Below are 25,148 nucleotides of genomic sequence, written 5' to 3' on the forward strand. Positions count from 1 at the left end.
AAAAAGTCTTCCAAAATTTGGAAGACTTTAGATATTTTTAAAACAAAAAATTACTTAGAGAATTTTTTGTATTTATTCATAAACTTGTCTACTCTACCTGCAGTATCAACTAATTTAGTCTTTCCTGTGTAGAAAGGGTGAGAGCTAGAAGAGATTTCCATTTTGATCAATGGGTACTCTACACCTTCGTGCTCGATAGTGTCTTTTGTGTCAGCAGTAGATTTTCCTACAAATACCTCGTCGTTACTCATATCTTTGAAAACAACAAGTCTATAATTTTCTGGGTGAATTCCTTTTTTCATAATACAATTTTTAAAAAAAATTAAAGTTTTGCTTTCGAAATAGTAATGGTATTTCTCTGCTAAATTTTAGGTTGCAAAAATACAATATTTTTTATAATATACAAATACTTGAGCAATAATTTTTTAGACATATTAAATTATCTCGTACTAATAAATTAAAACCGTCTTCGTAAATGATGCGCCAGCCGCGCTACCGAAAAACAATAATGAGCAACATATGAAAATTGAAGTATTTTCGTTAAATTTGAAATCTATATTAAACTTACTCTCGATGAAATTCAAATTACTCCTGTTTTGTTCTTTTTGGATGCTTGTTTTTGCAGTTTCCTGCAATAAAGATGAGATTTCTTTCGATGCACCTTCTCAGGAACTGAGTTTTTCGCGAGATACCGTATTTTGTGATACAGTCTATCATCAGGTAAGGTCTGAAACCTATGCTGTGAAAGTATATAATAATGAAGACAAAGATATCATGATTCCAAAGATTAATCTTGAAAAAGGAGCTGCTTCTTTATATAAGATCAATGTAGACGGAAAAACTGGTCATGAATTTACGAATGTTCCTTTGAGAAAGAAAGACAGTCTTTTTATTTTTGTCGAAATAGCACCACAGGCAACCAGTCCAGAAGCCATTGCAGAAGACCGTGTCATTTTCACCAGTCCGGCTGGTCAGCAGCATGTTACTTTATTCTCAGTTGTTCAGGATGCTGAGTTTTTTATTCAGACTCCAACGAACCCGAATGTTTTGACAAGCAATACAACTTGGAGCAATACCAAAGCCAAAATCATCTATGGAGATCTTACAGTTGATCAAAATGTGACCTTAGACATTCAGGCAGGAACCAAAGTATATTTTCACAAAAACAGCGGAATGAAAGTTGCCGCGGGTGCCTCTTTAAATATTAACGGAACTCAAAGTGAACAGGTAATTATGCGTGGGGACAGAAATGACTCCTATTATGACACCATTCCAAAAAACTGGAATTCGATCAGAATGCAAGCCGGTTCTCTTCTCAATATGAATCACACCAGACTTTTTGGAGGAACCAAAGGTTTGGATCTAAAACAGTCCACCGCTACGATAAAAAATTCTTTTATCCACACTTTTCAGGAGTACGGAATTCATGCAGTGGCTTCTACGGTGAACGCAAGTAATCTGGTTATGAATAATTGTGGTGAAGCAGCAATCGGAATTTTCAAAGGTGGAAACCATACCTATACTCATGCTACTATTGCCAATTACTCTGCGACGATGGGTTCCCTTAACCGGTTGGGAATTTTTGCAACGAATGAATGGAAAAACGAGAGCGGACAAACCGAGCAGGGAGCTTTGCAGAATTTAAACATTCTCAACAGCATCGTTTATTCAGACAGAGATGATTCGGTGAATTTTGAGCAGACACCGGGACAGCAGTTTCAGTATCTGATTCAAAATTCTTCAATAAAATATGCAGGAGCTTCAGGCTCAGGATTTACATTTGATAATAACCCTATGAATGTGATTCAAAGCATTAAAAATGAAGACCCAAAATTTATCAATTACTTTGCAGCACAAATGAATCTTCGTGTAAAAGCAGATTCACCGGCAAGAAATAAGGGTTCAGTATCGATAGCAGCAACAGTTCCTACGGATATTGTTGGAGCTACAAGAACTACAAGTCCCACTTTGGGAGCTTATCAGTAATTTAAAATTTTAGAAAATGGATTTTAATATTTTTAAAATAGTCATTTTTGCTTTACTCATCGTAGTATATCTATTTATTCGAAAGTTTTTTAAAAGGATTGCGAATTTTACTGAAAAATTGGGCCAATCAGAGACGCAAGAAAGAGAAAACGAGATAAAAAAGCTGAACACGAAAATAACTACATTGGAACAACAGATTAATCGTAAATCTTAATGGAAATTACAAATCTGCAACAGCAAGTGGATGAATGGATAAAAACCATTGGCGTCCGTTACTTTAATGAATTAACGAATATGGCAATGCTGACGGAAGAAGTTGGCGAAGTTGCTAGAATCATTGCCAGAAGATACGGTGAACAAAGCGAGAAAGAAAGCGACAAAACCAAAGATTTAGGTGAAGAATTAGCGGATGTTTTATTCGTAACTCTATGTTTAGCCAATCAAACAGGAACCAATCTGCAGGAAGCCTTTGACAGAAAAATGAAAGTGAAAACTGATCGAGACAGAGACCGCCATCAGAATAATGAAAAATTGAAGTAGATCTCAGATGCTAGACTTCAGATATTAGACAATTGAAAGTCTGAAATCTGACATCGGAAGTCTCAAAATCTTTAAACAATGAAGTTAGAAAAATCAAAATTAATCGGAAATAAAACCATACAAATCAGCGGTTCGAAAAGTATTTCGAATCGTTTGTTGATTTTGGAAAGTTTATATTCAAATATCAAAATCGGGAATTTATCCAATTCTCAGGATACACAATTATTAAAAAAAGCACTGTCTTCGGAATCTGAAACCGTTGACATTCACCATGCAGGAACGGCGATGCGTTTTCTGACATCCTATTACTCAATTCAGGAAGGGAAAACGACCATTCTTACCGGTTCAGGAAGAATGAAAGAAAGACCGATTAAAAATCTGGTTACTGCTTTAAAGAATTTGGGAGTTGAAATTGAATATTTAGAAAATGAAGGTTTCCCGCCGTTGAAAATTACAGGAAAAAAAATCACTCGATCGAAAGTAGATGTTCCGGCAAATATTTCAAGTCAGTTTATCACTTCTCTTTTATTGATCGCCGGAAAATTAGAAAACGGTCTTGAAATCAATTTAATTGGTGAAATTACTTCACGTTCTTACATTGAAATGACTTTGGATATTCTGACCAAATTCGGAATTCAAAATAGCTTTGAAGGAAACACCATCAAAATTGAAAACTTTAATGTGAATGGTCAATTGCCAATTGTCAATTATGAAGTTGAAAGCGATTGGAGTTCGGCATCCTACTTCTATTCATTTGCTGCAATTGGAAGAAAAACAATTCATTTGAAAAGTTTTTACAAAGAATCCACTCAGGGAGATTCTGCGATTGCTGATATTTATGGAAAGTTTTTTGGGATTAAAACCATTTTCACTGAAAGCGAGCATAAATTGACTCTCCAACCTATTGAAAATTTCCAATTCCCGGAAAAGATTGTTTTGGATATGAATAACTGCCCGGATATTGCACAAACGCTTTGCGTAACCGCGGCAGCTTTGAAAATTCCTTTTGAAATCTCAGGTTTGGGAACATTGAGAGTAAAAGAAACGGATAGGTTATTAGCTTTATACAATGAATTGAAAAAACTGGGAACAGCAACTGAAATAACAGATTTAACGATAAAATCTTTAGGCTTTAAAGATGCGGAAGAAAATATTTCAGTCAAAACTTATCAGGATCACAGAATGGCCATGAGTTTCGCTCCGTTTTGTCTGATTAAAGAATTGAATATGGAGGATGAAAATGTGGTGGAAAAATCGTATCCGATGTTTTGGGAAGATTTAACAAGCATTTTGGCAAATTAGACTCATATGAAAAAGTATCTCTTCATCTTAACGTTTTTAATTCCGGCTACCTTTTGGTCGCAATATCTTCTGCCGAATGAAGAAGTAATTTATTCATTTGAAACCAAAAACGGTAAGAAAATGTCTTTGGTAAAAGATAAAACCAATATATACATTCAATACCGCTTTGGAACTAAAACCAAGGTGGAAATGGAATTTCCTGCTGAGAGAACGAAAGAAAGCTGGAAAAAATTTCATTACAATTCTTATTGGAGAGGTGGCGGAATACAAAATGCAGGAATGGAAGTAGATAATTTATCATTTAAAAATAACGTATATGAATATTTGTTATTTAGAACATATCATTCAGAAGGTGACGTTCACTCAGCAGGAATCATTATTAAAGACAGCAAAGGAAAAGAAACGCGCATCAATGGAAATTATAAAACAGTAAAGGGCTGTATCTGTAATCTGGAAGAAACTGGAATGATTGAAAGAGAAGATATTGGATTGAGTTTTTAATCATTTTTTATGAAAAGAATCTTTCTATTTTTCACAATTTTACTTTTCAAAATTTTCCAATCTCAAGAATTGAAAGATTTTATCACCCCAAATGATTATGAAAAAATTTTGGAAGTCAAAGGAGATTTAGACAAAGATGGAAAGGAAGAAACTGTCATGGTTTTCAATACCGACATCAAAACAAAATCTGAAGGCTTTGAGCGAAAATTCTACATTTTAAAAAATATCGGCAGAAATTTAAAAATCTGGAAAGAAAATTCATCGGTAATAATCGACAGTAAGTACGGATTTTACCCTACAGATAATGAACTTGATGTAAAGATAAAAAACAACTGCATCATTATTTCTCAGCTATTTTTCACGAATTCCAGACATTCCGACACCTCAAAATATACATTTCGGTTTCAAAACGGAGATTTTTATCTGATTGGTGCAGTTCATCAGTTGGATGACACCTGTGATTACAATTTCAAAAATGAAGTCAACTTTTCCACTGGGAAAGCGATTATTGACGAACGATATTCGAGTTGTGATGATGGAAAAACAGAACTGCCAAAAGATTATTATAAAGAGTTTATTCATAAATTTACCACACTTATAAAAATGAACGGTTTTAGGGTTGGCGAAAACAAATTCAAAATTCCTAATTCAAATAAATATTTCTATTACTAAATGCCACAAACAATCATCATCACAGGAACTTCTTCAGGAATCGGTTTCGTGTTAGCAGAATATTTCGGGAAGAATGGTCACAACGTGTACGGTTTGAGCCGAAAATTTACCGAGAGTCCCTATTTTAAATCAATCCCGACAGATATTACAGATAACAACGCCGTTCAGAATGCGATTGCTGAAGTTTTAAAAACAGAAACAAGAATTGATGTTCTGATCAATAACGCCGGAATGGGAATGGTAGGTTCTGTAGAAGATTCTACGAAAGAAGATATTCTGCAATTATTTAATCTAAATTTGGTTGGTGCTGTTCAAATGATGAGTGCCGTTTTACCTAAAATGCGTGAGAATAAATTCGGGAAAATCATCAACGTTTCGAGTATCGGAAGTGAGATGGGACTGCCTTTCCGTGGTTTTTATTCGGCTTCAAAATCTGCTTTGGACAAAGTGACCGAAGCCATGAGATATGAAGTCTACCCCTGGAATGTTGATGTTTGTTCGCTTCATTTAGGCGATATTAAAACCAATATTGCAGAAAACAGAGTCAAGACGAAAGTCTCTGAGCCGTACGCAACTGTGTTTGACAAAGTTTACGCTTTGATGAATTCTCATGTAGGTGACGGAACTGAGCCTTTGGAAGTTGCAGAATATGTTGACCAACTTTTAACTAAAAAGAAGTGGAAAGCTCATTATTATTTCGGTAAATTCGGACAAAAAATCGGTGTTCCTTTGAAATGGATTTTGCCGCAAGGAACTTATGAGAATTTAATGAAGAAATATAATAAACTGGCTTAGATTCAGTTATTAAAACAAGTTTTAAATATTATTTTTTTAAATTAAAACAGCATTTTTGTCATTCCGTAGGAATCTAAACTCTTCTTTTCAAAAACCATTGCTTAAATTCCTATGGAATGAAAAACAAAAATTATATTTTCTAGTAGTTGAAGTTATTTCTAAACATATTTTTTGTCCTGTTTTGCGTTTTTGTACAAGCGCAGAAGAAGCACTATTTTCTGATTGATTCTGAAACTAAAGTCAAGAAAAAGGTAAAAGATTCTGTTTCTGCAGTGAAATTTCTCGATTCGTTGGCGCAAAGCAATTATTTTTTCACTGAATTAAAAGATGTGAAAATTAAAGGCGATAGTACTGAAATCATTTATGACAAAGGAAAAAACTTCAACGAAACATTTGTTACACTTTCTGATTCTATTGTAAAGCGACATAAAATCGAGAAAGATTTTTTCACTAAAAATTTAGATTCTACAAAAAAAGTCATTAATAAAAAATACATTGATGAAGGTTTTGCATTCAGCAGAATTAAATCTAAATATAAGGGTCAAAAAGATGGCTATCCGATTGTAGAACTCGACATCAATAAAAATGATAAACGGACAATTGACGGTTTTGTAGTAAAAGGTTACTCCAGAGTTCCGAAAAGATTTATGAAAAATCTTGAAAAAGAATTCAAAGGGAAGACCTACGATGATAAAAACCTGATTTCAATTAACAAAAACTTTCAAAGTCATGCCTTTGTAAGTCTTGAACGGCCACCGCAAACCCTTTTCACCAAAGATTCTACACAGATTTATCTTTTTATGGAAAAGAAAAAGACGAACAGTTTCGATGGAGTGATAGGATTTGGAAATGATAAAACTGAAAAATTTACTTTGAACGGAACATTGAATGTGAATTTCAGAAACATGTTCAATGGCTTTGAAACCGTGAATCTGTATTGGCAGAGAAACCCGGATAAAGGTCAAAACTTTGATCTTCAGGCAGATATCCCTTATCTTTTTAAATCTAATGTTGGTTTAAATATGAAAGTAAATATCTTCAGACAAGATTCTACATTTGCCAATGTAAAAGCACTTCCAGCTTTATACTATCACATGAATAGCCGAAATAAAATAGGTTTGAGAGGAACTTTTGAAAGCTCCACAATCATTGATTCACTCTACGTTCAGGGAAAAGATTATAACAAAAAAGGAATCGGAATATGGTTTGAGATGGTAGAACCTACAGACATCGATTTATTTCTTTACAAAACAAAAATCACCGCGGGATACGATTATCTGACGACGCTTTATACCAAAGATAATATCACGGCTCCACAAAATCAGTTTTACTTTTTTGGCGAACACAATTATCACATCAACGGAAATCATTTCCTTAACATCAAAGCCGAAGGCGCAATGATGGATTCTAAGGTTGACTTCTCTGCCAATGAACTCTACCGTTTTGGGGGCTGGAATTCACTTCGGGGTTTTAATGAAAGTTCGCTCGCTGCCGATTTTTATTATTACGGAGGTTTAGAATACCGTTATCTCATTGGAAATCAGGCGTTTTTCGATGTCTTCGGACAGTATGGGCAGCTCAATAACAAATCGCTTAACGTAAAGCCCAAATTGTACAGTGTTGGTCTGGGCTTCAATTTCTTTATTCCGATTGGTTTGATGAGTTTCCAGTTGTCGAACGGTAATGAATTCGGGAATCCTTTCAAGTTCAATGACATTAAAATTCATTGGGGAATTTTAAGCCGGTTTTAAGAGAAAAAAAACATAAGAATTCATTTTTCCTTTAAAACTCATTAAAAAAAACGGCAACTTTCTATAAATACCACAAAAATAATAAACATTAAAAATTACGATATAAGCAACGTTTTTTAATTATTGAATTGATATAATAAAATAAAAGTGAATATTTTTATTATTATCACGTCATAATATTGTAAATTTAACTAACTTCACCATAGTAAAAACAATATCATGAAAAGAATTACTTTAACCTTAGCTATGTCTTTGGCAGCTTTTGCATTCTCCGCAAATCTAAAAGCTCAAAGTGACGACACCAATGACGATCACACCATTACAATTACAGTTCCTGAAGTAGCATTGGTAGACATTGAGCCTTCTGCAAGCAAAAATATTTCTTTAGGATTTACAGCTCCTACAGAAGCTGGTCTTCCTATCACACCATCCGGCACAAACAATACTCTTTGGCTGAACTATTCATCCATTAAATCAGTTGCAGATGCTACTCGAACTGTATCAGTAAAAGTTGATGCCATAATTCCAGGTATCGATATCAAAGTAACCGCCGGTGCTGCAACAGGAACAGGTGACGGGACCTTAGGAACTCCTACCGCACAGCTTACACTGACTGCCGTAGATCAAACAATTATATCAGGAATTGGAAGTGCTTACACTGGAGATGGTGCAAATAACGGGCATAATCTAACATATACATTAGACGCAGGAAGTTCATCAGGTACTGCCCTATATGCCGATCTTGAAGCAGTCACAAATGCAGGTACGACGGTTACATATACAATTTCTGACAACTAAATTTACACGAAAAACACTTTCTAATAAGGAGAAATTTACTATTTAAATTTCTCCAAGTTTTTCTTTGTCTTTAAATTTAACCTAAACTTTACATGTATATGCTAAGTCGAACAATCTATCTCATAATTCTGCTGTTTTCAGTTGGTTGCGTGAAGGCAAATATTGTTATCTTAAACGGCCTTTCGCACAGCTACAAGGTAGAAAACGGGCAAGTTTATAAAGGGAGAATATCTATAGAAAACACAAGCTCTCAGCCACAGGACGTAAAATTATTTTTCCAAGATTTTTCTTATCAGGCAAGCGGATTGATACAGTATTCGGTTCCTAAAACGAACCCGAAAAGCAATGCTGACTGGATTAAACTCAATACAAATCTCGTCAGCTTACAAGGAAAACAGAAAACCGAGATTCTCTATGAAATTACAGTTCCACAAGAAATTTCTGATGCAGGAAGTTACTGGAGTGTAATAATAGTAGAACCTGTAGACAACATAAAGCCAAAAAACGAAAATACAGGAGTAAATATCACTTCAATTGTGAGGTATGCAATTCAAATTATTACAGATCTTGATGCTGAAAAAGCCAAACCAGATTTGATATTTGAGGGACTGAAAATTGAAAAAGAAGATAAAATAAAAATTCTGAAGATTGCGATTGCCAACGGAGGAAATTTATATTGCAAAGCCACCGCAACGATAGAAATTTACAAAAAAAATGGTGAAAAAATAGGGACTTTTTTCAGTCAGCCAATGGGGTTACTTCCTCAAACTTCAAAATCTTTTCATATCGACATAAGCAAAATAAATCCTGAAAAATACAACGCCGTCATCATAGCTACCGATGAAGACGAAAACTCCTTCGCTCTCAATGTAGAACTAGAAATAAAAAATGACTAAGAAATGGTTTTCATATATTCTCTTTCTTTTCCCTGTACTTATTTTTTCTCAAAAAAAAGATAGTTTACAACCGGGAACATCATCTTCTATTTCTTTTACTATAGAAAATAAGACTTCAGAAACTTCAACTTTTGATATTTCCATCGAAACCTCCAATGATTTCATAACACCTATTCTGAAAAACGGACAGTTATCAATATTGCCTAATAATAAAGATATTTATATTGTTCCGTTAAAAATCGCAACAGAAACGCCTCAGGGTGCACATAAAATTACTTTAAAAGTTTTTAATAAAAATACAGGAGAAGAAACCAATATTACAAACGAATTTATAGTTTTAGGACATCGAAAACTAACGCTAATATCTATTAATTCTCAAGAGTTTGTAAAAGCCGGAGAAACTATAAAATCAACATTTCTACTAAAAAATCATGGCAATATATCTGAAAAAATAATTTTAGAAAGTAAAAACGCCATTGTAAACGGAAGTAAAGATTTAACCTTGACTCCAGGTGAAGAAAAGCTGGTAACAGTAACAAAAAACACAAATCCTGATCTAGGAAAAAATGAGGTTGAGAATATTAATCTTTCAGCTATTTCAAAAAATAAATTAGACGAAATTATAATAGCTTACACCAGCGTAAAGGTTATTTCCACAAAACCTGTCGAAGAAGATATTTTCCACAGAATGCCAGTTTCTGCTTCCATTTCATTTGTAGGAATGCAAAATAGAGGGATATATAAAGACGGTTTCCAGGGAGAAATTTATGGAAAAGGCAGCTTGGATGAAGAAAACAAAAATCTTGTAGAGTTTCATGCAATAACTAAAAATCCTGTGGAATTTAATTCTTTCACACAATACGAAGAGTATTTTTTCAGTTACAAAAGAGATAAATTATTCGTTCATCTAGGTGACAAAAATTATTCATCTTCTTTCTTAACAGAGTATGCCAGATATGGCCGCGGAGCTGAAATTCTTGTAGATATACAAAAGATAAGAATTGGAGGCTTCTATAATCATCCAAGATTTTTCAGAGATATAAAAGATGAATTTAATATGTATACAAAATATAAATTCACCAAAGATTCTGAAATTACGTTTGGCTATCTTTATAAAATACCGAGAATAGAGCAGACAAATTTCACTTTCAGCAATGTGAGATTAGACTCAAATGCTCATTTGCCTTATATTGCCGGAAAATTTAAAATCAATAAAAATATTGCAGTTTCTGGGGAAACTTCTTACAGCAAAACAGATAAAACAGATGGAACAGCTTTTATGCTGCAGACCAATGCACACTTTAAACTAATCACCGGAAACGTAATGTACACAAGAGCAAGCAGAGATTATGCCGGCTACTTTAATAACACGAATATATTTAACGGGAATATACAGCTGAAAGTTTCAAATAAACTAAATCTGATATCTATGTACAATCAGGATGCAAGAAATTTCCAGAGAGATACTCTTTTTTTGGCAGCTCCTTACAGAAAATACTTTCAATACGGTATTCAATACAGATATTTATCAAATGGCTCTATTTTTTTGTACAATGGTTTTCAAAGATATGAAGACCGTATGATGGCTAAAGCATTTGACTACAAAGAAAATTTTTTCAAAGTAAGTATTGATCAGCAACTTGGGATTTTCCAACTCAATTTTGAAGGTCAATTTGGTAAAACAACTAACTTTTTATCAAATTTTTCCGGAAACTCTAGTTTCTATACCGCAAACATCGGGTTTGAAAAATTTAAAACCTCATTTAATCTTTACGGAAGCTATGCGCTTTCTTCCAGATATCAGCAACAAAATCAAAAGCAATTCTATTATGGAGCAAGAGTGTTCACGCGCTTTGCAGACAAAACGAGTTTGAGTTTGTTTTATCAAAATAATTACATACCTGAAGATTATTATACCGACAGAAATCTTTTTGAATTACTTTTTCATCAACAAGTTTTCAAAAATCAAGATTTTGATCTGTCTGCTCGTTACAATTTACAACGTGGAGAAATGGGGACTAAAGATTTTATATTTTCCTTACGTTACACATTAAGAATGAATGTACCTACTCAGAAAACAGCGGAATACACCACACTTTTCGGAACAATAAGTAATCTGGGTGTAAAAAAAGTAGATGGCGTACGGTTGCTGTTAGGAAACCATCTATCAGTAACTGATAAAAGAGGAAATTATATTTTTAAAAATGTAGCGCCAGGAGATTATGTTTTAGAGATAGATAGAACTACAACCGAACTTAATGATATTGCGGATGTTAATTTACCGGCTTCTTTAGTGTTAGATAAGAATGAAAATATCTTTAATTTTGGATTAACAAGCGCTGGAAATATTCAAGGTAATGTTGAGTATTCTGAACATGAAAACAGTGTAACTTTTGCTCAACAACGAAATAAAAAAGATAAAAAGAAAAAAGAAAATTTAATTATTGAAGCTACAAATGGTGATCAAATCTTAAAAAAAATAGCAGTAATAGGACAAAATTTCGACTTTACCTATCTACGCCCCGGAAACTGGAAAATAAAAGTATACAGAAATGGTTTAGATAAAAGGTACAAAATACCAATTGACCAATTTAATTTGGAACTTAAACCCTCAGAATCAAAAACCATTACCATTCATGTGATAAAACAGCAAACGGAAATAAAATATCAGAAGGAAAGCATTAAAGTTAGTTATAACGAAAATAAAAAATAAGATGAATTATTCTAAATTATCATTACTCGTTTTTTTTGCATTTTCTTGTAACCTATTTTCTCAAACTACAGGAAGTAAAAATGCTTCTGTAACTTTGCCTGTTGTAACTTTAATGGATATTGAACCTGCAGGAAATATTGTTTTGAACTTTACCGCACCTACAGAAGCAGGAAATACCCTAATAAATCCTGTAAACAATACGACTAAATGGGTAAATTATACTTCAGCAGTTGCTCCCGGAGGACTTAGCAGAAAAATTACAGCTTCTGTTAACCAAGTTATTCCTGGGGTTCAAATTAAGATACAAGCTGCTGCAGCTTCTGGTGCTGGTGGTGGAACAATGGGCACTTCTTCCGGACTGGTTACACTTTCAACTTCTCCAGTAACAATCATCAGTGGAATCGGAGGCGCTTACACAGGAACCGGTGCCAGTAATGGGCACATGCTTACTATTTCAGTTTCACCTACTACTTACGCTAATCTATCTGCCGTCATTAATTCGCCAATAACTATCACATACACCATCACAGAATAAAATTGAAAAATGGAATCGAAAAATTTATATAGTTTAAAAAATTCACTCATAGCAAAATGTTTATTTTTGATATCCATACTCATTCCCCTTAACTCTTTAAATGGTCAAACAATCACTGTAGGTGGGAGTAATTGGACTGTAACTGTACCCACTATTACGGAGGCAGGCAGTAATTATACAGGAACTTATCAAAGTGCTACTGATTTAATAATACTTTCTGGTACATTGCCAGGATCATTTTTAAATCTACTTGCGGGTGGAGCCGCTAGAGTGAGTATGCGCTATAATAATATTTCCTGGAATAATTCTCTACGTCTGTATGCGAGAAGAAGCGGTGGATCTGCGACGATAGGCGGACTTTGTATTGCTTGTAGTGCAACAATCAATGGAGGAACTACTTACATAGAAATACCACAAGCTGTGGACACAGCATTTTTCACTATAAACTTTGTGGGAGTTTTAGGACTTGGAAACAGTGTAACTTACTCTGGTATTAATACGCAATTACAAATAAACGGAGTTTCTGTCACACTTCCCGCTACTACATATAATGCACAAATAGTTTTTACTATTGGACCAAATTAAGCCCATTTCTTCTGCGTCGACTGTAGCAATTCAACATCCAAACCATACACCGATAAAGGAAGATATCTCATCTTACTCAATTATTACATAGTAAAGCTTTTGTAAATCCATTATTGATACTCTTGTGTAGAATACAATTAGCATTGAGGCAACATACTTAGACAGTAAATTTTATCTAAAATATGATGAAGCTCCGTAGGAGAGCAGTAGTTATCTATTAACTCAACATTACTGAAATTTTAGAATTCTTTCTTATATTAAATCTGTTTCAAACTCAATTTAAAATGATTCTGTTTGCCGATCATTGTTTTATAAATCAGATTGATGCACAGAACTTCCAGCTAATTGACTCAAAACCCATTTTCTGCATTCACTTGGCTCTTTGTTCTTTTACTTTCTAGTTTGTTTACCCGCTACTCTGTATGTTCATACAAAAGTTGAGCACAAAAAAAAGTCTCACACAAATAAATGTATGAGACTTTTTTTTGTGCTCAACTTTTGTATGAACATACAGAGTAGCGGGTAAACAAACTAGAAAATAAAAGAAAAAAGTAAAAGAACAAAGAGCCAAGTGATTGTAGAAAATGGGTTTTGAGTCAATAGATTTTAGATCCGAGTAGCTATAGGAGATTAGCGATTTCCATCATCACGTTTAAAGAGATAAGATTGCTAAAGTTTTGAATCAACTAAACCTATTAAACCATTTTGTAGGCATTGCTTAGAAAGGGCAGAATCTGTAAAAGATGTTATGGCTTAAACGGTATGTTACCCAAGAGCTCTATGTGTTTACCATCTAAAAATTGATTTACTGATAGGTTTTATACTGATAGGTTTCTCGTACGGAGCTCACATTGTTACAAATTGTAATTAAAAAATCAATGATTATCTTGACGAATTGTGTTGACGGTAATCTTCCCTAGCCCGGATCGCAACGACATCCTTTTTTGTGTGCACAGCCAAAGCAAAGGCGCAAAAAAGATACAGTGGAGAGCCGGAATAAGCTTCTGGAAAAACTTGTAATTTGAAACATAGAGACATCATTATTGTCGAGTCATTCAAGATACAAGTTCGTGAAATTTTCATATCGATAAAAAATGTCTTGCCCTCAAAACTAAACTAGTTTAAAATTCTTTATTTGAAAATTAGCATCGGATTGGAGTTTCGGAAAAAGGCATAAAAAAAGTCCATTTTTACTAGTTGTAAAAAGGACTTTTCTGATTATATGGTCTGTAGTACAAAAATCGTGCTAAAAGTTATTTTTATCAAAAAATATTTACTAAATTCGTAGAATACGTTATATTAAATCACAGTAGATATGCTAAAACAACATTTACAACTTAAATTAGGACAGAAACTTGCTCCTCAGCAAATCCAACTGATGAAGTTAATTCAACTTCACACTCTAGAGTTTGAAGAAGAATTGGAAAGAGAATTAGAGGAAAATCCTGCTTTAGAAGTCATAAAAGAAGAACCAAAAGAAGATGAATATTCTTCTTTGGAAGATTCATACGAAACTGAGGGTACAGAAAGCATTGAAACAGATTTTGATGTTAATGACTATATTTATGATGATGAGCCTAATTATAAAACAGCATCAAGTAATTATTCGGCTGATGATGAAGATTTTGACAACGAGAGCCTTTTAACTGAAGGTCAGTCGCTGTACGATTATTTGATGGAGCAAATTAATCTGATCAATATCAGCCAAGAAGATTTAAAGATTGCAGAATATATCATTGGTAATCTTGATACTGACGGTTATCTAAGACGTGAGGTGAAATCTATTGTTGATGATTTGGCATTCTCTCAGGGAATCTATACAACGATTGAAAAAGTGGAAGATATTTTGGAAAACTACATTCAAAAGCTTGATCCTTCCGGTGTGGGAGCAAGAGGTTTGCAAGAATGTCTTCTGTTACAAATTGAGAAGAAGATAAGTTCTGATAAAGCTGTTTCGCTAGCTGCAAATATTCTAAGGTTTCAATTTGATGCTTTGACTAATAAGCATTACAACAAAATCATTCAAAAATATGATATTGAAGAAGAAGATTTAAAAGATGCATTAGAAGAAATTGCGAAACTTTCTCCTAAAGTTGGTGGTAATTTTGACACGCAAACAATTACAATAAATCAAGAAATCATTCCCGATTTTGTTATTTCTGTGAAAGATGGAGTTGTTATTCCTATGCTGAACAGCAAGAATGCTCCAACGTTAAGAGTTTCTGAAGAGTATAAAGATATTTTAACTACGTATTCACATGATAAAAAGTCGTCTGAGCACAAACAGGCAGCTTTATTTATCAAACAAAAATTAGATGCTGCAAAATGGTATATTGATGCTATTAACCAGCGTCAGAATACATTGTTGCAAACCATTAATGCAATTGTGAAATTTCAGCATAATTATTTTATTACAGGTGATGAAAAGTCCTTAAGACCAATGATTCTAAAAGATATTGCGGATATCACAGGTTTTGATATTTCTACTATTTCAAGAGTTGTAAAAAGTAAATATGCAGATACTCCGAACGGAATTCTTTATTTAAAGGATTTGTTTTCTGACAGTTTAACGAATGATGATGGAGAGGAAGTTTCAACCAAAGAAATTAAAATGCATCTTCAGGAAGTTATAGGCAAGGAAAATAAAAGAAAACCGCTTACAGATGACGCTTTAGTTGTCATTTTAAAGGAGCAAGGTTATAACATTGCACGAAGAACAATCGCAAAATACCGAGAGCAACTCAATATTCCTGTTGCAAGGCTAAGGAAAGAATTATAACTAAAAAAGCATTTCAAATTTGAAATGCTTTTTTTATGTTGATATTTTTTAGAAATAATTAATCTTCCTGAGAATCTATTTCTTTTAATTGATTCAGATTTTTATCGAGCCTTTTAATAAGAATTCCATAAACAAGCCTGTAGTATACCCAAATTAGCAGAACACAAAGAACTGTACTGATAATAAAACTTACTGTAAAAGCAATCATTGAAGAGTCTGCGAGAGCGGTATTTTGATTATGAATAGCATACATACCGAAAATGGTGAGAGCAGAGGTAAAAACAACAACAATTAGAATATTTATTAAAATAAATGCATTAACCGTTTTTTTGAATCTTATGATTCGGGAAATAAATTCTTTTAAATCTTCTTCAATTTTTATTTTACGGTAATTCTCATAAAATTTTACAACAAAATAACCAGTGACAAATAATGTCAGGACTTTTATAATTAAATAAATATTATTAAAAATATCTTGTAGTTGCTCATTTTTTTCAACACCTAATTTTTGTAAAGAGGCAAGAAAAGTATTTGATTCTTTGTTTTGTATAATATAAAATAATCCGAAAGCGGAAAATAATAAAAACTCGATGATGCTAATCCATAATATATATTTCACGTAATTGCGTGATTTTTTATTCAACATCTGAAGAATTTCATCGTTGTCATATTTTGGCTGAACAGGCTGTTCCTGCCAGGTTTTTTTAAAGCTATCTAAATCAAATTCAGGCATTTTTTTCCATTTTTTCTTTAAGGACTTTCTTTAGTCTGTTCATTTTCACACGTGCATTCACTTCGGTAATCCCAAGGTTTTCGGCAATGTCTTTATAAGGGAGATCATCTAAATACATCATTACAATTGCTCGTTCTACATTCGGAAGGGTTTTTATCACAGTATACAACAAGGATATTTGCTGTTGTTTGTCATCGTCATCTTCTATGAAATCTCTATGGTTGATGTCTAGTTCGTTGGTGGGTAAGCTTTTACTTTTCTTTCGGAAAAGAGTGATTGCCGTATTAAGAGCCACACGATACATCCAGGTAGATATTTTTGAGTTTCCTTTAAATGAATCATAACTTCGCCATAATTGCAGAACAATTTCCTGAAAAAGATCTTCTTCATCCTCAAGAGAATTGGTATACAGCCGCGACACTTTGATAATCAAACCTTGATTATCCTTTATAAGCTGTGCAAATTCTTTCTCTTTAGAAATCAAAATGATGTATAATTGGCACGAAGATATGATATAATTTGAAAATTTGAAAATTTAATAATTTGAAAATGAATGAACAAAAGCCTTTTTTGTAAACAATATGAAGAATTATCATCCTCTTAGAAATATTCAAATTATCTCATTGCCAAATTTTCAAATTAACACGTATCTTTGCAGTCACGAGAAAATCGGCTTGTTGATTCTTACTTCGGTAAGGGTAGGAAAGTCCGGACACCATAGAGCAGCAAAGCGGATAACATCCGTCATCCGTGAGGATAGGACAAGTGCAACAGAAAGCAGGTACAGTTCGGCTGTAGTGAAACCAGGTAAACTCTTTGCGGTGCAATGATAAGTATATCGGTTCTTTTCAGCAATGAAAATAGGGGCAGCTCGTCCTGAAAGCCGAGGGGTAATCAGCTCAAGTTTTGCAGCAATGTACAACGTAGATAAATAACAGGCATCCCGACTTGTTCGGGATACAAAATCCGGCTTATAGATTTTCTCGTGATTTTTTAAAGCTGGATGATAGATACTCTAACTTAATTATCCGCAACTTTAGCTTGTTTTTCTTGCTATCTCTATTCGCTTTCTAGCTGCTTTTTAGCATCATCCAAACCAGCTTGATCTTCTTTTGAAAGCTGCGGAAACTGTAAATCCATTTTTTCTAACGTATCAATAATAATCTGTAAAGCAGATAATCTTGCAAACCATTTGTTATCTGCCGGAATGACGTACCATGGGGCTTCATTTTTTGATGTTTCGTTAATAGCAGTTTCGTAGCATTTCATGTATTCATCAAATAAAGCTCTTTCGGGAAGATCTCCTGTTGAAAATTTCCAGTTTTTTTCCTGTTCGTTGATGCGGTCCAGAAGTCTTTTCTTTTGTTCGTCTTTTGAAACGTGAAGGAAAATTTTAATAATGGTTGTTCCGTTTTGAGAAAGATGTTTTTCAAAATTTCTAATACTTTCGTAACGGTTTTTCCAAAATTCCTTATCGAAATCTTTTACTGAGTTCCAGGTTTTCTCACTCAAATTATATTCAGGATGTACTTTACAAACGAGTACACTTTCATAATGCGAGCGGTTGAAAATTCCGATCATCCCTTTTTGGGGTAGTGCTGAATAATGTCTCCACAGAAAGTCGTGAACATATTCTTTGGAACTGGGAGTTTTAAAGCTTGTAACATTGCATCCCTGAGGATTTACACCTCCAAAAACATGCTCTATTAAACTGTCTTTCCCTGCTGCATCCATTGCCTGAATTACAACTAAAAGAGATTTACTTCCGTCAGCATAAAGTTTCTCTTGCAGTTCACGAAGTTTTTCTTTCTCCTGAATTAAAATTTGAATTCCTTCATCTTTGGTAAGTGTACCTTGATATACGGTTGAAGTCTTTTTTATTGAAAACTTCCCTTTCACCAGAAAGTCATCTGAAAAATTATTTAACATATTGTAATTGGTTAAAATGAGTTGCTTTAATTTTTGAATGTTGAAAATTTCAATTAAATATTTTAAACATTACATAAATATAACAAAAAAACCGCCTCTCTTGAGACGGTTCAGTATTATTTAAAAATAATATTAGTTTGTTGCAGCTACTTTTTTCGCAGCTTTTGCACCTTTTTTATCAGCTTTTGCTTTCGCTTTCAACTCTTCAGGAGTCAAAGGTTTTGGTTCAGGAGCATTTGCATTTACATCACCTTTGATATAAATTACACTTCTGCTGTTCACTGGGTCATTAGAAAATACTTCAATCATTTTGTTAAAAGGTCCAGCGTTAGCTGTTGCATACCCAACTTTGATTTTGGCAGTTTTTCCCGGTGCGATAGGATCTTGATTGAATTCTGGAGTTGTACATCCGCAAGATGCTTTCACATTAGAAATAATCAAAGGCTTGTCACCAGTATTGGTTATGTTGAAAAATCTGTGACCATCAGAATTTGGTTTAATTACACCATAATCAAAAGTGGTTTTGTCGAATGTAATTGTCTGTGCAGATGCCAAAGCGATTGTTCCGAATAATGCAATTCCTGCAAATAATGTTTTCATAAGTAGATATTTATTAAATTTTAAGGGTATATGTTATCGTCTAACTAATTGATTTTTCGTCATTGGCGATTTCATATTCTTGAATTTTAACTTGAATGTTAATATGTTTGTTAGATAAATTTTGAGAAACAAAGTTAAAAATTATTTTAATTAATGCTTACATTTTTTTACTTTAAACTATTTTTGCAGATTATAAGATAAAGAAACCAGAATTTATGCAGATTTCAGAAAAATATAATCCACAGGAAACAGAACAGAAATGGTACAACTACTGGCTGGAAAACAAATTTTTCCATTCAGAACCCAATGAGAAGCCTCCGTACACGGTAGTGATTCCACCGCCAAACGTCACCGGAATTCTACACATGGGTCATATGTTGAATAACACCATTCAGGATGTTTTGGTACGTCGTGCAAGAATGCAGGGCTTCAATGCCTGTTGGGTTCCTGGAACAGATCACGCTTCAATTGCTACTGAAGCGAAAGTTGTTGCTAAACTGAAGTCTGAAGGAATCAATAAATCTGATATCACTCGTGAAGAATTTTTGAAACACGCATGGGACTGGACTGATAAATATGGAGGAACTATTCTTGAGCAGCTGAAAAAATTAGGTTGCTCTTGTGATTGGGACAGAACCCGATTTACTCTTGAGGATAAAATGTCTCAGCAGGTTATCAAATCTTTTGTTGAGCTCTACAACAAAGGTCTTATATACAGAGGATACAGAATGGTGAACTGGGATCCTGAGGCAAAAACCAATATTTCTGATGAAGAGGTAATCTTTAAAGAGCAAAATGGAAAACTATATTTTCTTAAATACAAGATAGAAGGGACAGAAGATTTCCTTTCTGTGGCTACAACACGCCCTGAAACGATTTTTGGAGACACCGCAGTTTGTATCAATCCGAATGACGAAAGATATGCCCATTTGAAAGGTAAAAACGTTATTGTACCGATTGTCAACAGAGTGATTCCGATTATTGAAGATGAATATGTTGATATTGAATTCGGAACGGGAGCATTGAAGATTACTCCTGCTCACGATATCAATGACTACGAAATCGGACAAAAGCACAACCTTCAAATGATTGATGCTTTGGATGACGATGGAAATCTCAATGATCACGGTTTGCATTACTCCGGAAAAAACAGATTTGATGTTAGAAAACAAATTGCAAAAGAATTAGAAGAAAATGATCTTTTGCTGAAAGCAGAAGATTATGTAAATAAAGTAGGAACTTCTGAAAGAACTGGCGCCGTGATTGAGCCTAAGGTTTCGGTTCAGTGGTTTCTAAAAATGTCTGATATCGCAAAACCTGCTTTGGACGTTGTCATGGATGACGAAGTAAAATTCTATCCTGAAAAATTTAAAAATACCTATAAACACTGGATGGATAACATCCGCGACTGGAATATTTCACGTCAGCTTTGGTGGGGCCAGCAAATTCCTGCGTTCTATTATGGTGATGGAGAAAATGATTTCGTAGTTGCAGAAAATATTGAAGATGCATTAGTTTTAGCAAAACAGAAAACAGGCAACGATCAACTAACAACTGACAATCTAAAACAAGATGAAGACGCTTTAGATACTTGGTTCTCCTCATGGTTGTGGCCAATGTCAGTTTTCGATGGTTTGCTTGATCCTGATAACAAAGATATCAACTATTATTACCCTACTTCAGATTTGGTAACCGGTCCGGATATTATCTTTTTCTGGGTTGCCAGAATGATTATGGCTGGATTGGAATTCAAAGGTGAAGTTCCTTTCAAAAATGTTTATTTTACAGGAATTGTACGAGATAAGCAGAGAAGAAAAATGTCTAAGCAATTAGGGAATTCCCCAGATCCACTAGATTTGATTTCTCAGTATGGTGCAGATGGAGTACGTGTAGGAAGTTTATTGAGTTCGGCTGCCGGAAACGATTTGTTGTTTGACGAAGACTTAATGGTTCAGGGAAGAAATTTCATGACTAAGATCTGGAATGCTTTCCGTTTGACCCAAAACTGGAATAAGGAGGATAAGCCGCTTATTGCTTCAGATCATCAGGCTATTGAATGGTTTGATAATCAATTGAATAAATCAATCGCTGAAATTAATGACCAATTTGACAAATTCAGAATTTCTGATGCACTGCATTTGATTCAAAAATTGGTGAAAGATGATTTCTGTGGATGGTATCTTGAGGCAATTAAACCAAATTATGGAGAAGGAATTTCTAAAGAAGTATATGATCAGACAATTCTCTTCTTTGAAGAATTGATGAAACTTTTACATCCGTTTATGCCTTTCTTATCAGAAGAATTGTGGCAGTTGATTACAGAAAGAAAACCTGAAGAAGCTTTGGTCATTGCTCAGCAGAAGATGGCAGAAGAATTTAATGAAGAGATCATTAAAAACTTTGAAACTGCAGAAGAGATTATTTCAGGAGTAAGAAATTACCGTCAGACAAAAGGAATTTCGCCGAGAGAAGCTGTTGAAGTTTATACGAATGCTGAGAATTTTGAAAACGAAGCGGTAGTTAAAAAATTAGCAAGCATTTCTGAAATTCACTTTGGTGAAAAAACAGATAAACCGAGCTTTACCTTCTTGGTAGGATCGACTGAAGTTTCAATTCCTTTAAGTGAAAAATTAGATTTAGAAGAAGAAAAAAAGAAAACAGAAGAAGAAGTGAAGTATCTGAAAGGATTTTTAATCTCTGTTGATAAAAAGCTTTCCAACGAAAAATTTGTTGCCAACGCAAAACCTGAAGTGGTAGAAGTGGAACGCAAGAAACAAAAAGATGCGCAAGATAAGATTGCGATTTTGGAAGAGAAATTGAAGACACTTTAATATTTTATATTTCAGAAGGTGTGTAGATATGCTTTTAAAACATATAAATTCCATTATGTCTGTTTTAGATGTAGAAAAACATTTAAACAAACTCCTGTGGATGATATTTTGTTAAGAATAAAGAAAGATAAAGTATATCATGAACTCAACGGAAAGTCTATCAGAAAAGTTGGACAAGTATTCACAAAAAAAGAAAAGATCAGCTTAAAAGAATTAAGTGATGAAATTGAAAATAGAACTGTAAAATGCCCTGAATGTTCTAATGTGATGGCTAATTTGGGACATGATTTTAAAGCTCCAAAAATATCTGCCAAAAAAGAATGGGAAATTATAAAAGGACTTTATAGAATTGGTAAAACTTTTTTCAGTTGTGGATGTGACGGGACTGGATATATTCCGCAGAATGAAATAGATTACAAAGATTATTTGGAAAAAGTTTTCTCAGATTATGAAGATTCTATTAAATTTTATCAAAATAGTACTCCTGAAGAATATCCTGATAAAATAGAAAGGATAAATTATTGGAGCCAGAAAAAGCTGAAAATAAAAACTGAATTAAAAACATTAAAATAAGGTTTTAGATTTAGACTTAATCTAAAACCCTAGCCTGATAATAAATGACACACCTAGAAAACATAAAAAAACTATTCTCAAAAAACTTCGTTGAAAGTCCGCTGCTTGAAAGTTTTGACGTTGGGAGAATATATCTTTCAACCGGAAAACTGGTAGCGTGCGATCCTTTGATTACCAATGATATGCAGGCTTTTACAGATGTTTTCCCAAAAGGAGATTTTGCAGTTTTACTTCATAAAGAAAGAGAAAGCAATTGCGTCGCTTATGCTGAAATTATTTTTAGCGAAGCTGATATTGTATCTTGGAAATTAGCGACAACAGAAAGTCAGAACATCAAAGATTTAGCCGAAGGTGAAGTTTTCGGGTATCCTGTTGAAAGTGGAATGGGCTGTTTTATGGATGTTGAAACGCAGAAAAGCCTTAATGATCTGGAGCAAAAATTATATCGTAGAAAAGGAGATGATTTCATGGGGATTTACGAAGAGTTTTTCCATGAACATTTTTTTGACGAAAATGGAGCTATTGACCAATATGCATTTCTGAAGCCTTCAGAAGAACTTCCTGGAACTATTTTTGGTTTTGAAACAGGATATGGAGAAGGTTTTTATGCTAGTTATATTGCTTATGATAAAGCAAATGCACCTGTGAAAATTGTAACAGAATTTATTGAGATTCTTGTGAATTAAAATCTTTCAGTTTCGATTTTAATTAATTTAATCAAGATTTAAAATTTTTATTTTTTGTAACAGTAAGTTGTTTAAATTTACTGAAAGCTAAATGTACTCAATATGAATTTTACTTCTACACAACCCAAAATAGTCGTTGTTGGCAGCTGCTCATTAGATTTGGTTCTTTATACAGATAAGATTCCGGGTTGTAATGAAACGGTCATGGCAAGTCACTGTGATAATTATTTTGGTGGTAAAGGTGCAAATCAGGCGGTGGGAACTGCGAGATTGGGAGCAAGCGTTTATTTCATCGGTTGTGTGGGCGTGGATCCGCTTGGGCAGCAGATTATGAGAAATCTTGTTGAAGAAAATGTGAATGTTGGTTTTGTTAGCGAAACAGATAAAGATGCCACGGGTACTGCATATGTTACAAGCGCAGATGGTGATGCTGCAATTGTGGTGGTTCCCGCTGCGAATAAGTATCTTACTACCCAAAACGTTGATGACGCAGATCGGTATATTAATGCTTCAGAAATGGTTCTCCTGCAGTTGGAAATACCCATGAATGTAGTTGAACACACCATTAAAAAAGCCAAAAGCTATGGTAAAATGGTTGGCTTATACGCTTCGCCCGGTCGGCCTTTAAGTAATGAAGTCATTGAAAATACTGATTTTATCGTAGCTAAAAGCAGCGAACTGGAAATTATTTTTGGAGAAGACCAGAGAGAGAAAGTTTTGAAGAAGTATTTTAATAAAGTTTTTATCAGAGACGAAACCAATTCTACAGTGTACTTTGACGGAATAGAAATGAAATACTTCAGGAATGAAAACGAAAGTATGGTCTACAAAATGGGAATGGGAGACGCATTTACATCTGGTTTTGCCATCGCATTGTGTCATCAAAATACAATTGAAGAATGTGTAAAGTTCGGAAATGAAGTTTCATCAAAAGTTTCATTGGGAAAAGGTGCTCAAACAGCGCTTCCGAGGTATTCAGAATTATTTAAGTAAATTATTTACCGCATATCGAAAATTTTAAAATCGATTGAAGTTCATTATAAAAATATCCACTTTTACAGTGGATATTTTATATTAATCCTATGGAAAATCTGATTCTCCAAACCGATGACACGATTGAGATTGTTGCACATCTTTTTAAACCTGAAAAAAGCAATCATAAAATTTTGCTAATCAATTCTGCAACCGGAGTAAAGCAGCAGATCTACTTCTCTTTTGCTCAATTTTTAGCTGAAAAAGGTTTTACAGTCATCACTTATGATTATCGTGGAATTGGTCTTTCAAAGCCTCAAAAAATAAGAAATTTCAAAGCTTCTATGAGAATTTGGGGAAGCCATGATTACAAAGCTTTAACTCAATTTATAAAAGTGAATTTTCCTGATTATCGGAAATTTTGTCTAGGGCATTCAGTTGGTGCATTGATTCTAGGAATGAATAAAGATTCTGAAATATTTGATGAATTTTTCTTTGTGGGAACTCAAAATGCATTCATCGGACATTTAAAATGGCGGACAAAAATTGAAGCTTTGTTGGGTTTTGGAATTGTTCAGCCTTTATTTACAGAACTATTCGGTTATTTTCCAGCACATTGGTTCGGACTCGGAGAAAGTCTACCAAAAAATTGCGCTTATGACTGGAGAATCTTAATTTTGAACCGGAAATCCACCAATAAATTATTATTTCAAACTGAGGATTTTTCAAAAGATTTAAAACAAAAAGTTTTTGTGATTCAGGCTGCAGATGATGTTTGGTTAACTGAAAAAGGAGTACAATCTTTGTTAAACGATACGTACCCTAATCTACAACCTACATACAGACTAATCAAAACTTCAGAATCTGAAAAAGGAGAGATCGGACATGTCAATTTTTTCAGGAGTTACAATAAGAATCTTTGGAAAATTATTTTGAATGAATTTAAGCATTAAAATTTTCCTCCCTTGAAA

23 protein-coding genes and 1 other RNA gene are annotated in these 25,148 nt (G+C 33.8%); 19 read left to right on the top strand and 5 right to left on the bottom strand.

Annotated features, from left to right (window positions below; translation table 11 throughout):
* Positions 1-50 precede the first annotated feature (50 nt).
* Positions 51-302, bottom strand: coding sequence for a type B 50S ribosomal protein L31 (locus AR685_RS14730; RefSeq protein ID WP_047445187.1), 252 nt, complete (start codon positions 300-302; stop codon positions 51-53).
* Between the two features lie 271 nt (positions 303-573).
* Between AR685_RS14730 and AR685_RS14735 the strand changes: the two genes are divergently transcribed.
* The 13 genes from AR685_RS14735 to rpoN all read left to right on the top strand — a co-directional run bounded on the left by AR685_RS14735 (position 574) and on the right by rpoN (position 15,853).
* Positions 574-1,986, top strand: coding sequence for a hypothetical protein (locus tag AR685_RS14735; protein ID WP_059124999.1), 1,413 nt, complete (start codon positions 574-576; stop codon positions 1,984-1,986).
* Between the two features lie 213 nt (positions 1,987-2,199).
* Positions 2,200-2,526 (top strand): nucleotide pyrophosphohydrolase, encoded by a 327-nt coding sequence (locus tag AR685_RS14745; RefSeq protein ID WP_059125001.1) that lies wholly within the window; start codon positions 2,200-2,202, stop codon positions 2,524-2,526.
* A gap of 78 nt (positions 2,527-2,604) precedes the next feature.
* Positions 2,605-3,828, top strand: a complete 1,224-nt coding sequence (locus AR685_RS14750; protein ID WP_059125002.1) for a 3-phosphoshikimate 1-carboxyvinyltransferase — start codon at positions 2,605-2,607, stop codon at positions 3,826-3,828.
* 6 nt (positions 3,829-3,834) lie between these two features.
* A complete protein-coding gene (locus AR685_RS14755; RefSeq protein ID WP_059125003.1) occupies positions 3,835-4,329 on the top strand; it encodes a hypothetical protein in 495 nt (164 codons plus the stop codon).
* Positions 4,330-4,338: 9 nt separating this feature from the next.
* Positions 4,339-5,001, top strand: a complete 663-nt coding sequence (locus tag AR685_RS14760; RefSeq protein ID WP_059125004.1) for a hypothetical protein — start codon at positions 4,339-4,341, stop codon at positions 4,999-5,001.
* Positions 5,002-5,796 carry an SDR family oxidoreductase gene (locus tag AR685_RS14765; protein WP_059125005.1) on the top strand — a complete coding sequence of 265 codons (795 nt, stop codon included), beginning with the start codon at positions 5,002-5,004 and terminating at the stop codon, positions 5,794-5,796. It abuts the gene before it with no gap.
* Positions 5,797-5,942: 146 nt separating this feature from the next.
* Positions 5,943-7,547, top strand: a complete 1,605-nt coding sequence (locus AR685_RS14770; protein ID WP_059125006.1) for a hypothetical protein — start codon at positions 5,943-5,945, stop codon at positions 7,545-7,547.
* A 219-nt stretch (positions 7,548-7,766) separates the two neighbouring features.
* A complete protein-coding gene (locus AR685_RS14775; RefSeq protein ID WP_059125007.1) occupies positions 7,767-8,345 on the top strand; it encodes a hypothetical protein in 579 nt (192 codons plus the stop codon).
* A 98-nt stretch (positions 8,346-8,443) separates the two neighbouring features.
* On the top strand, positions 8,444-9,241 hold the full coding sequence (locus AR685_RS14780; protein WP_059125008.1) for a DUF3324 domain-containing protein: 798 nt from the start codon (positions 8,444-8,446) through the stop codon (positions 9,239-9,241).
* The gene (locus AR685_RS14785; protein ID WP_059125009.1) at positions 9,234-11,954 is read left to right on the top strand and encodes a hypothetical protein; all 2,721 of its coding nucleotides are present in this window, start codon (positions 9,234-9,236) and stop codon (positions 11,952-11,954) included. Before AR685_RS14780 ends, AR685_RS14785 begins: the two co-directional genes overlap by 8 nt.
* A 1-nt stretch (position 11,955) precedes the next feature.
* Positions 11,956-12,489, top strand: a complete 534-nt coding sequence (locus tag AR685_RS14790) for a hypothetical protein (RefSeq protein WP_059125010.1) — start codon at positions 11,956-11,958, stop codon at positions 12,487-12,489.
* Positions 12,490-12,498: 9 nt separating this feature from the next.
* Entirely contained in the window at positions 12,499-13,074 is a 576-nt protein-coding gene (locus tag AR685_RS14795) for a hypothetical protein (RefSeq protein WP_059125011.1), read from the top strand.
* Between the two features lie 1,315 nt (positions 13,075-14,389).
* The gene (rpoN, locus tag AR685_RS14800; protein ID WP_059125012.1) at positions 14,390-15,853 is read left to right on the top strand and encodes an RNA polymerase factor sigma-54; all 1,464 of its coding nucleotides are present in this window, start codon (positions 14,390-14,392) and stop codon (positions 15,851-15,853) included.
* 58 nt (positions 15,854-15,911) lie between these two features.
* Here the strand turns inward: rpoN and AR685_RS14805 are convergent, their stop codons facing one another.
* Positions 15,912-16,586, bottom strand: a complete 675-nt coding sequence (locus AR685_RS14805) for a hypothetical protein (protein WP_047442406.1) — start codon at positions 16,584-16,586, stop codon at positions 15,912-15,914.
* Positions 16,579-17,070: an RNA polymerase sigma factor gene (locus AR685_RS14810; protein WP_047442405.1), complete on the bottom strand. Its 492-nt coding sequence runs from the start codon at positions 17,068-17,070 to the stop codon at positions 16,579-16,581. The genes AR685_RS14805 and AR685_RS14810 overlap by 8 nt, the downstream gene beginning before the upstream one ends.
* A gap of 177 nt (positions 17,071-17,247) precedes the next feature.
* On the opposite strand from AR685_RS14810, the gene rnpB reads away from it, so the two are divergent.
* Positions 17,248-17,576, top strand: an RNA gene (rnpB, locus tag AR685_RS14815) — RNase P RNA component class A.
* Between the two features lie 69 nt (positions 17,577-17,645).
* Here the strand turns inward: rnpB and AR685_RS14820 are convergent.
* Together AR685_RS14820 and AR685_RS14825 are read right to left on the bottom strand one after the other, a co-directional pair.
* Positions 17,646-18,515 carry a PPK2 family polyphosphate kinase gene (locus tag AR685_RS14820; protein ID WP_059125013.1) on the bottom strand — a complete coding sequence of 290 codons (870 nt, stop codon included), beginning with the start codon at positions 18,513-18,515 and terminating at the stop codon, positions 17,646-17,648.
* A gap of 132 nt (positions 18,516-18,647) precedes the next feature.
* On the bottom strand, positions 18,648-19,115 hold the full coding sequence (locus tag AR685_RS14825) for a DUF1573 domain-containing protein (RefSeq protein WP_059125014.1): 468 nt from the start codon (positions 19,113-19,115) through the stop codon (positions 18,648-18,650).
* 215 nt (positions 19,116-19,330) lie between these two features.
* Between AR685_RS14825 and AR685_RS14830 the strand changes: the two genes are divergently transcribed.
* From AR685_RS14830 to AR685_RS14850, 5 genes are all read left to right on the top strand, one after another.
* Positions 19,331-21,946, top strand: coding sequence for a valine--tRNA ligase (locus AR685_RS14830; RefSeq protein ID WP_059125015.1), 2,616 nt, complete (start codon positions 19,331-19,333; stop codon positions 21,944-21,946).
* Between the two features lie 96 nt (positions 21,947-22,042).
* On the top strand, positions 22,043-22,519 hold the full coding sequence (locus tag AR685_RS14835) for a hypothetical protein (protein ID WP_059125016.1): 477 nt from the start codon (positions 22,043-22,045) through the stop codon (positions 22,517-22,519).
* Positions 22,520-22,563: 44 nt separating this feature from the next.
* A complete protein-coding gene (locus AR685_RS14840; RefSeq protein WP_059125017.1) occupies positions 22,564-23,205 on the top strand; it encodes a DUF4241 domain-containing protein in 642 nt (213 codons plus the stop codon).
* A gap of 102 nt (positions 23,206-23,307) precedes the next feature.
* Positions 23,308-24,198 carry a ribokinase gene (locus AR685_RS14845; RefSeq protein WP_059125018.1) on the top strand — a complete coding sequence of 297 codons (891 nt, stop codon included), beginning with the start codon at positions 23,308-23,310 and terminating at the stop codon, positions 24,196-24,198.
* An 89-nt stretch (positions 24,199-24,287) separates the two neighbouring features.
* Positions 24,288-25,130, top strand: coding sequence for a serine aminopeptidase domain-containing protein (locus tag AR685_RS14850; RefSeq protein ID WP_059125019.1), 843 nt, complete (start codon positions 24,288-24,290; stop codon positions 25,128-25,130).
* The last annotated feature ends 18 nt before the right edge of the window (positions 25,131-25,148 follow it).

The sequence above is a fragment of the Chryseobacterium sp. JAH genome, from assembly GCF_001507335.1.
In the GTDB taxonomy this organism is placed as follows: domain Bacteria; phylum Bacteroidota; class Bacteroidia; order Flavobacteriales; family Weeksellaceae; genus Chryseobacterium.

What these genes read in the sequence shown, in the direction of transcription:
- AR685_RS14730 (WP_047445187.1), bottom strand. Translation starts at nt 302, where the DNA reads ATGAAAAAAGGAATTCACCCAGAAAATTATAGACTTGTTGTTTTCAAA.
- AR685_RS14735 (WP_059124999.1), top strand. Translation starts at nt 574, where the DNA reads ATGAAATTCAAATTACTCCTGTTTTGTTCTTTTTGGATGCTTGTTTTT.
- AR685_RS14745 (WP_059125001.1), top strand. Translation starts at nt 2,200, where the DNA reads ATGGAAATTACAAATCTGCAACAGCAAGTGGATGAATGGATAAAAACC.
- AR685_RS14750 (WP_059125002.1), top strand. Translation starts at nt 2,605, where the DNA reads ATGAAGTTAGAAAAATCAAAATTAATCGGAAATAAAACCATACAAATC.
- AR685_RS14755 (WP_059125003.1), top strand. Translation starts at nt 3,835, where the DNA reads ATGAAAAAGTATCTCTTCATCTTAACGTTTTTAATTCCGGCTACCTTT.
- AR685_RS14760 (WP_059125004.1), top strand. Translation starts at nt 4,339, where the DNA reads ATGAAAAGAATCTTTCTATTTTTCACAATTTTACTTTTCAAAATTTTC.
- AR685_RS14765 (WP_059125005.1), top strand. Translation starts at nt 5,002, where the DNA reads ATGCCACAAACAATCATCATCACAGGAACTTCTTCAGGAATCGGTTTC.
- AR685_RS14775 (WP_059125007.1), top strand. Translation starts at nt 7,767, where the DNA reads ATGAAAAGAATTACTTTAACCTTAGCTATGTCTTTGGCAGCTTTTGCA.
- AR685_RS14780 (WP_059125008.1), top strand. Translation starts at nt 8,444, where the DNA reads ATGCTAAGTCGAACAATCTATCTCATAATTCTGCTGTTTTCAGTTGGT.
- AR685_RS14785 (WP_059125009.1), top strand. Translation starts at nt 9,234, where the DNA reads ATGACTAAGAAATGGTTTTCATATATTCTCTTTCTTTTCCCTGTACTT.
- AR685_RS14790 (WP_059125010.1), top strand. Translation starts at nt 11,956, where the DNA reads ATGAATTATTCTAAATTATCATTACTCGTTTTTTTTGCATTTTCTTGT.
- AR685_RS14795 (WP_059125011.1), top strand. Translation starts at nt 12,499, where the DNA reads ATGGAATCGAAAAATTTATATAGTTTAAAAAATTCACTCATAGCAAAA.
- rpoN (WP_059125012.1), top strand. Translation starts at nt 14,390, where the DNA reads ATGCTAAAACAACATTTACAACTTAAATTAGGACAGAAACTTGCTCCT.
- AR685_RS14805 (WP_047442406.1), bottom strand. Translation starts at nt 16,586, where the DNA reads ATGCCTGAATTTGATTTAGATAGCTTTAAAAAAACCTGGCAGGAACAG.
- AR685_RS14820 (WP_059125013.1), bottom strand. Translation starts at nt 18,515, where the DNA reads ATGTTAAATAATTTTTCAGATGACTTTCTGGTGAAAGGGAAGTTTTCA.
- AR685_RS14825 (WP_059125014.1), bottom strand. Translation starts at nt 19,115, where the DNA reads ATGAAAACATTATTTGCAGGAATTGCATTATTCGGAACAATCGCTTTG.
- AR685_RS14830 (WP_059125015.1), top strand. Translation starts at nt 19,331, where the DNA reads ATGCAGATTTCAGAAAAATATAATCCACAGGAAACAGAACAGAAATGG.
- AR685_RS14840 (WP_059125017.1), top strand. Translation starts at nt 22,564, where the DNA reads ATGACACACCTAGAAAACATAAAAAAACTATTCTCAAAAAACTTCGTT.
- AR685_RS14845 (WP_059125018.1), top strand. Translation starts at nt 23,308, where the DNA reads ATGAATTTTACTTCTACACAACCCAAAATAGTCGTTGTTGGCAGCTGC.
- AR685_RS14850 (WP_059125019.1), top strand. Translation starts at nt 24,288, where the DNA reads ATGGAAAATCTGATTCTCCAAACCGATGACACGATTGAGATTGTTGCA.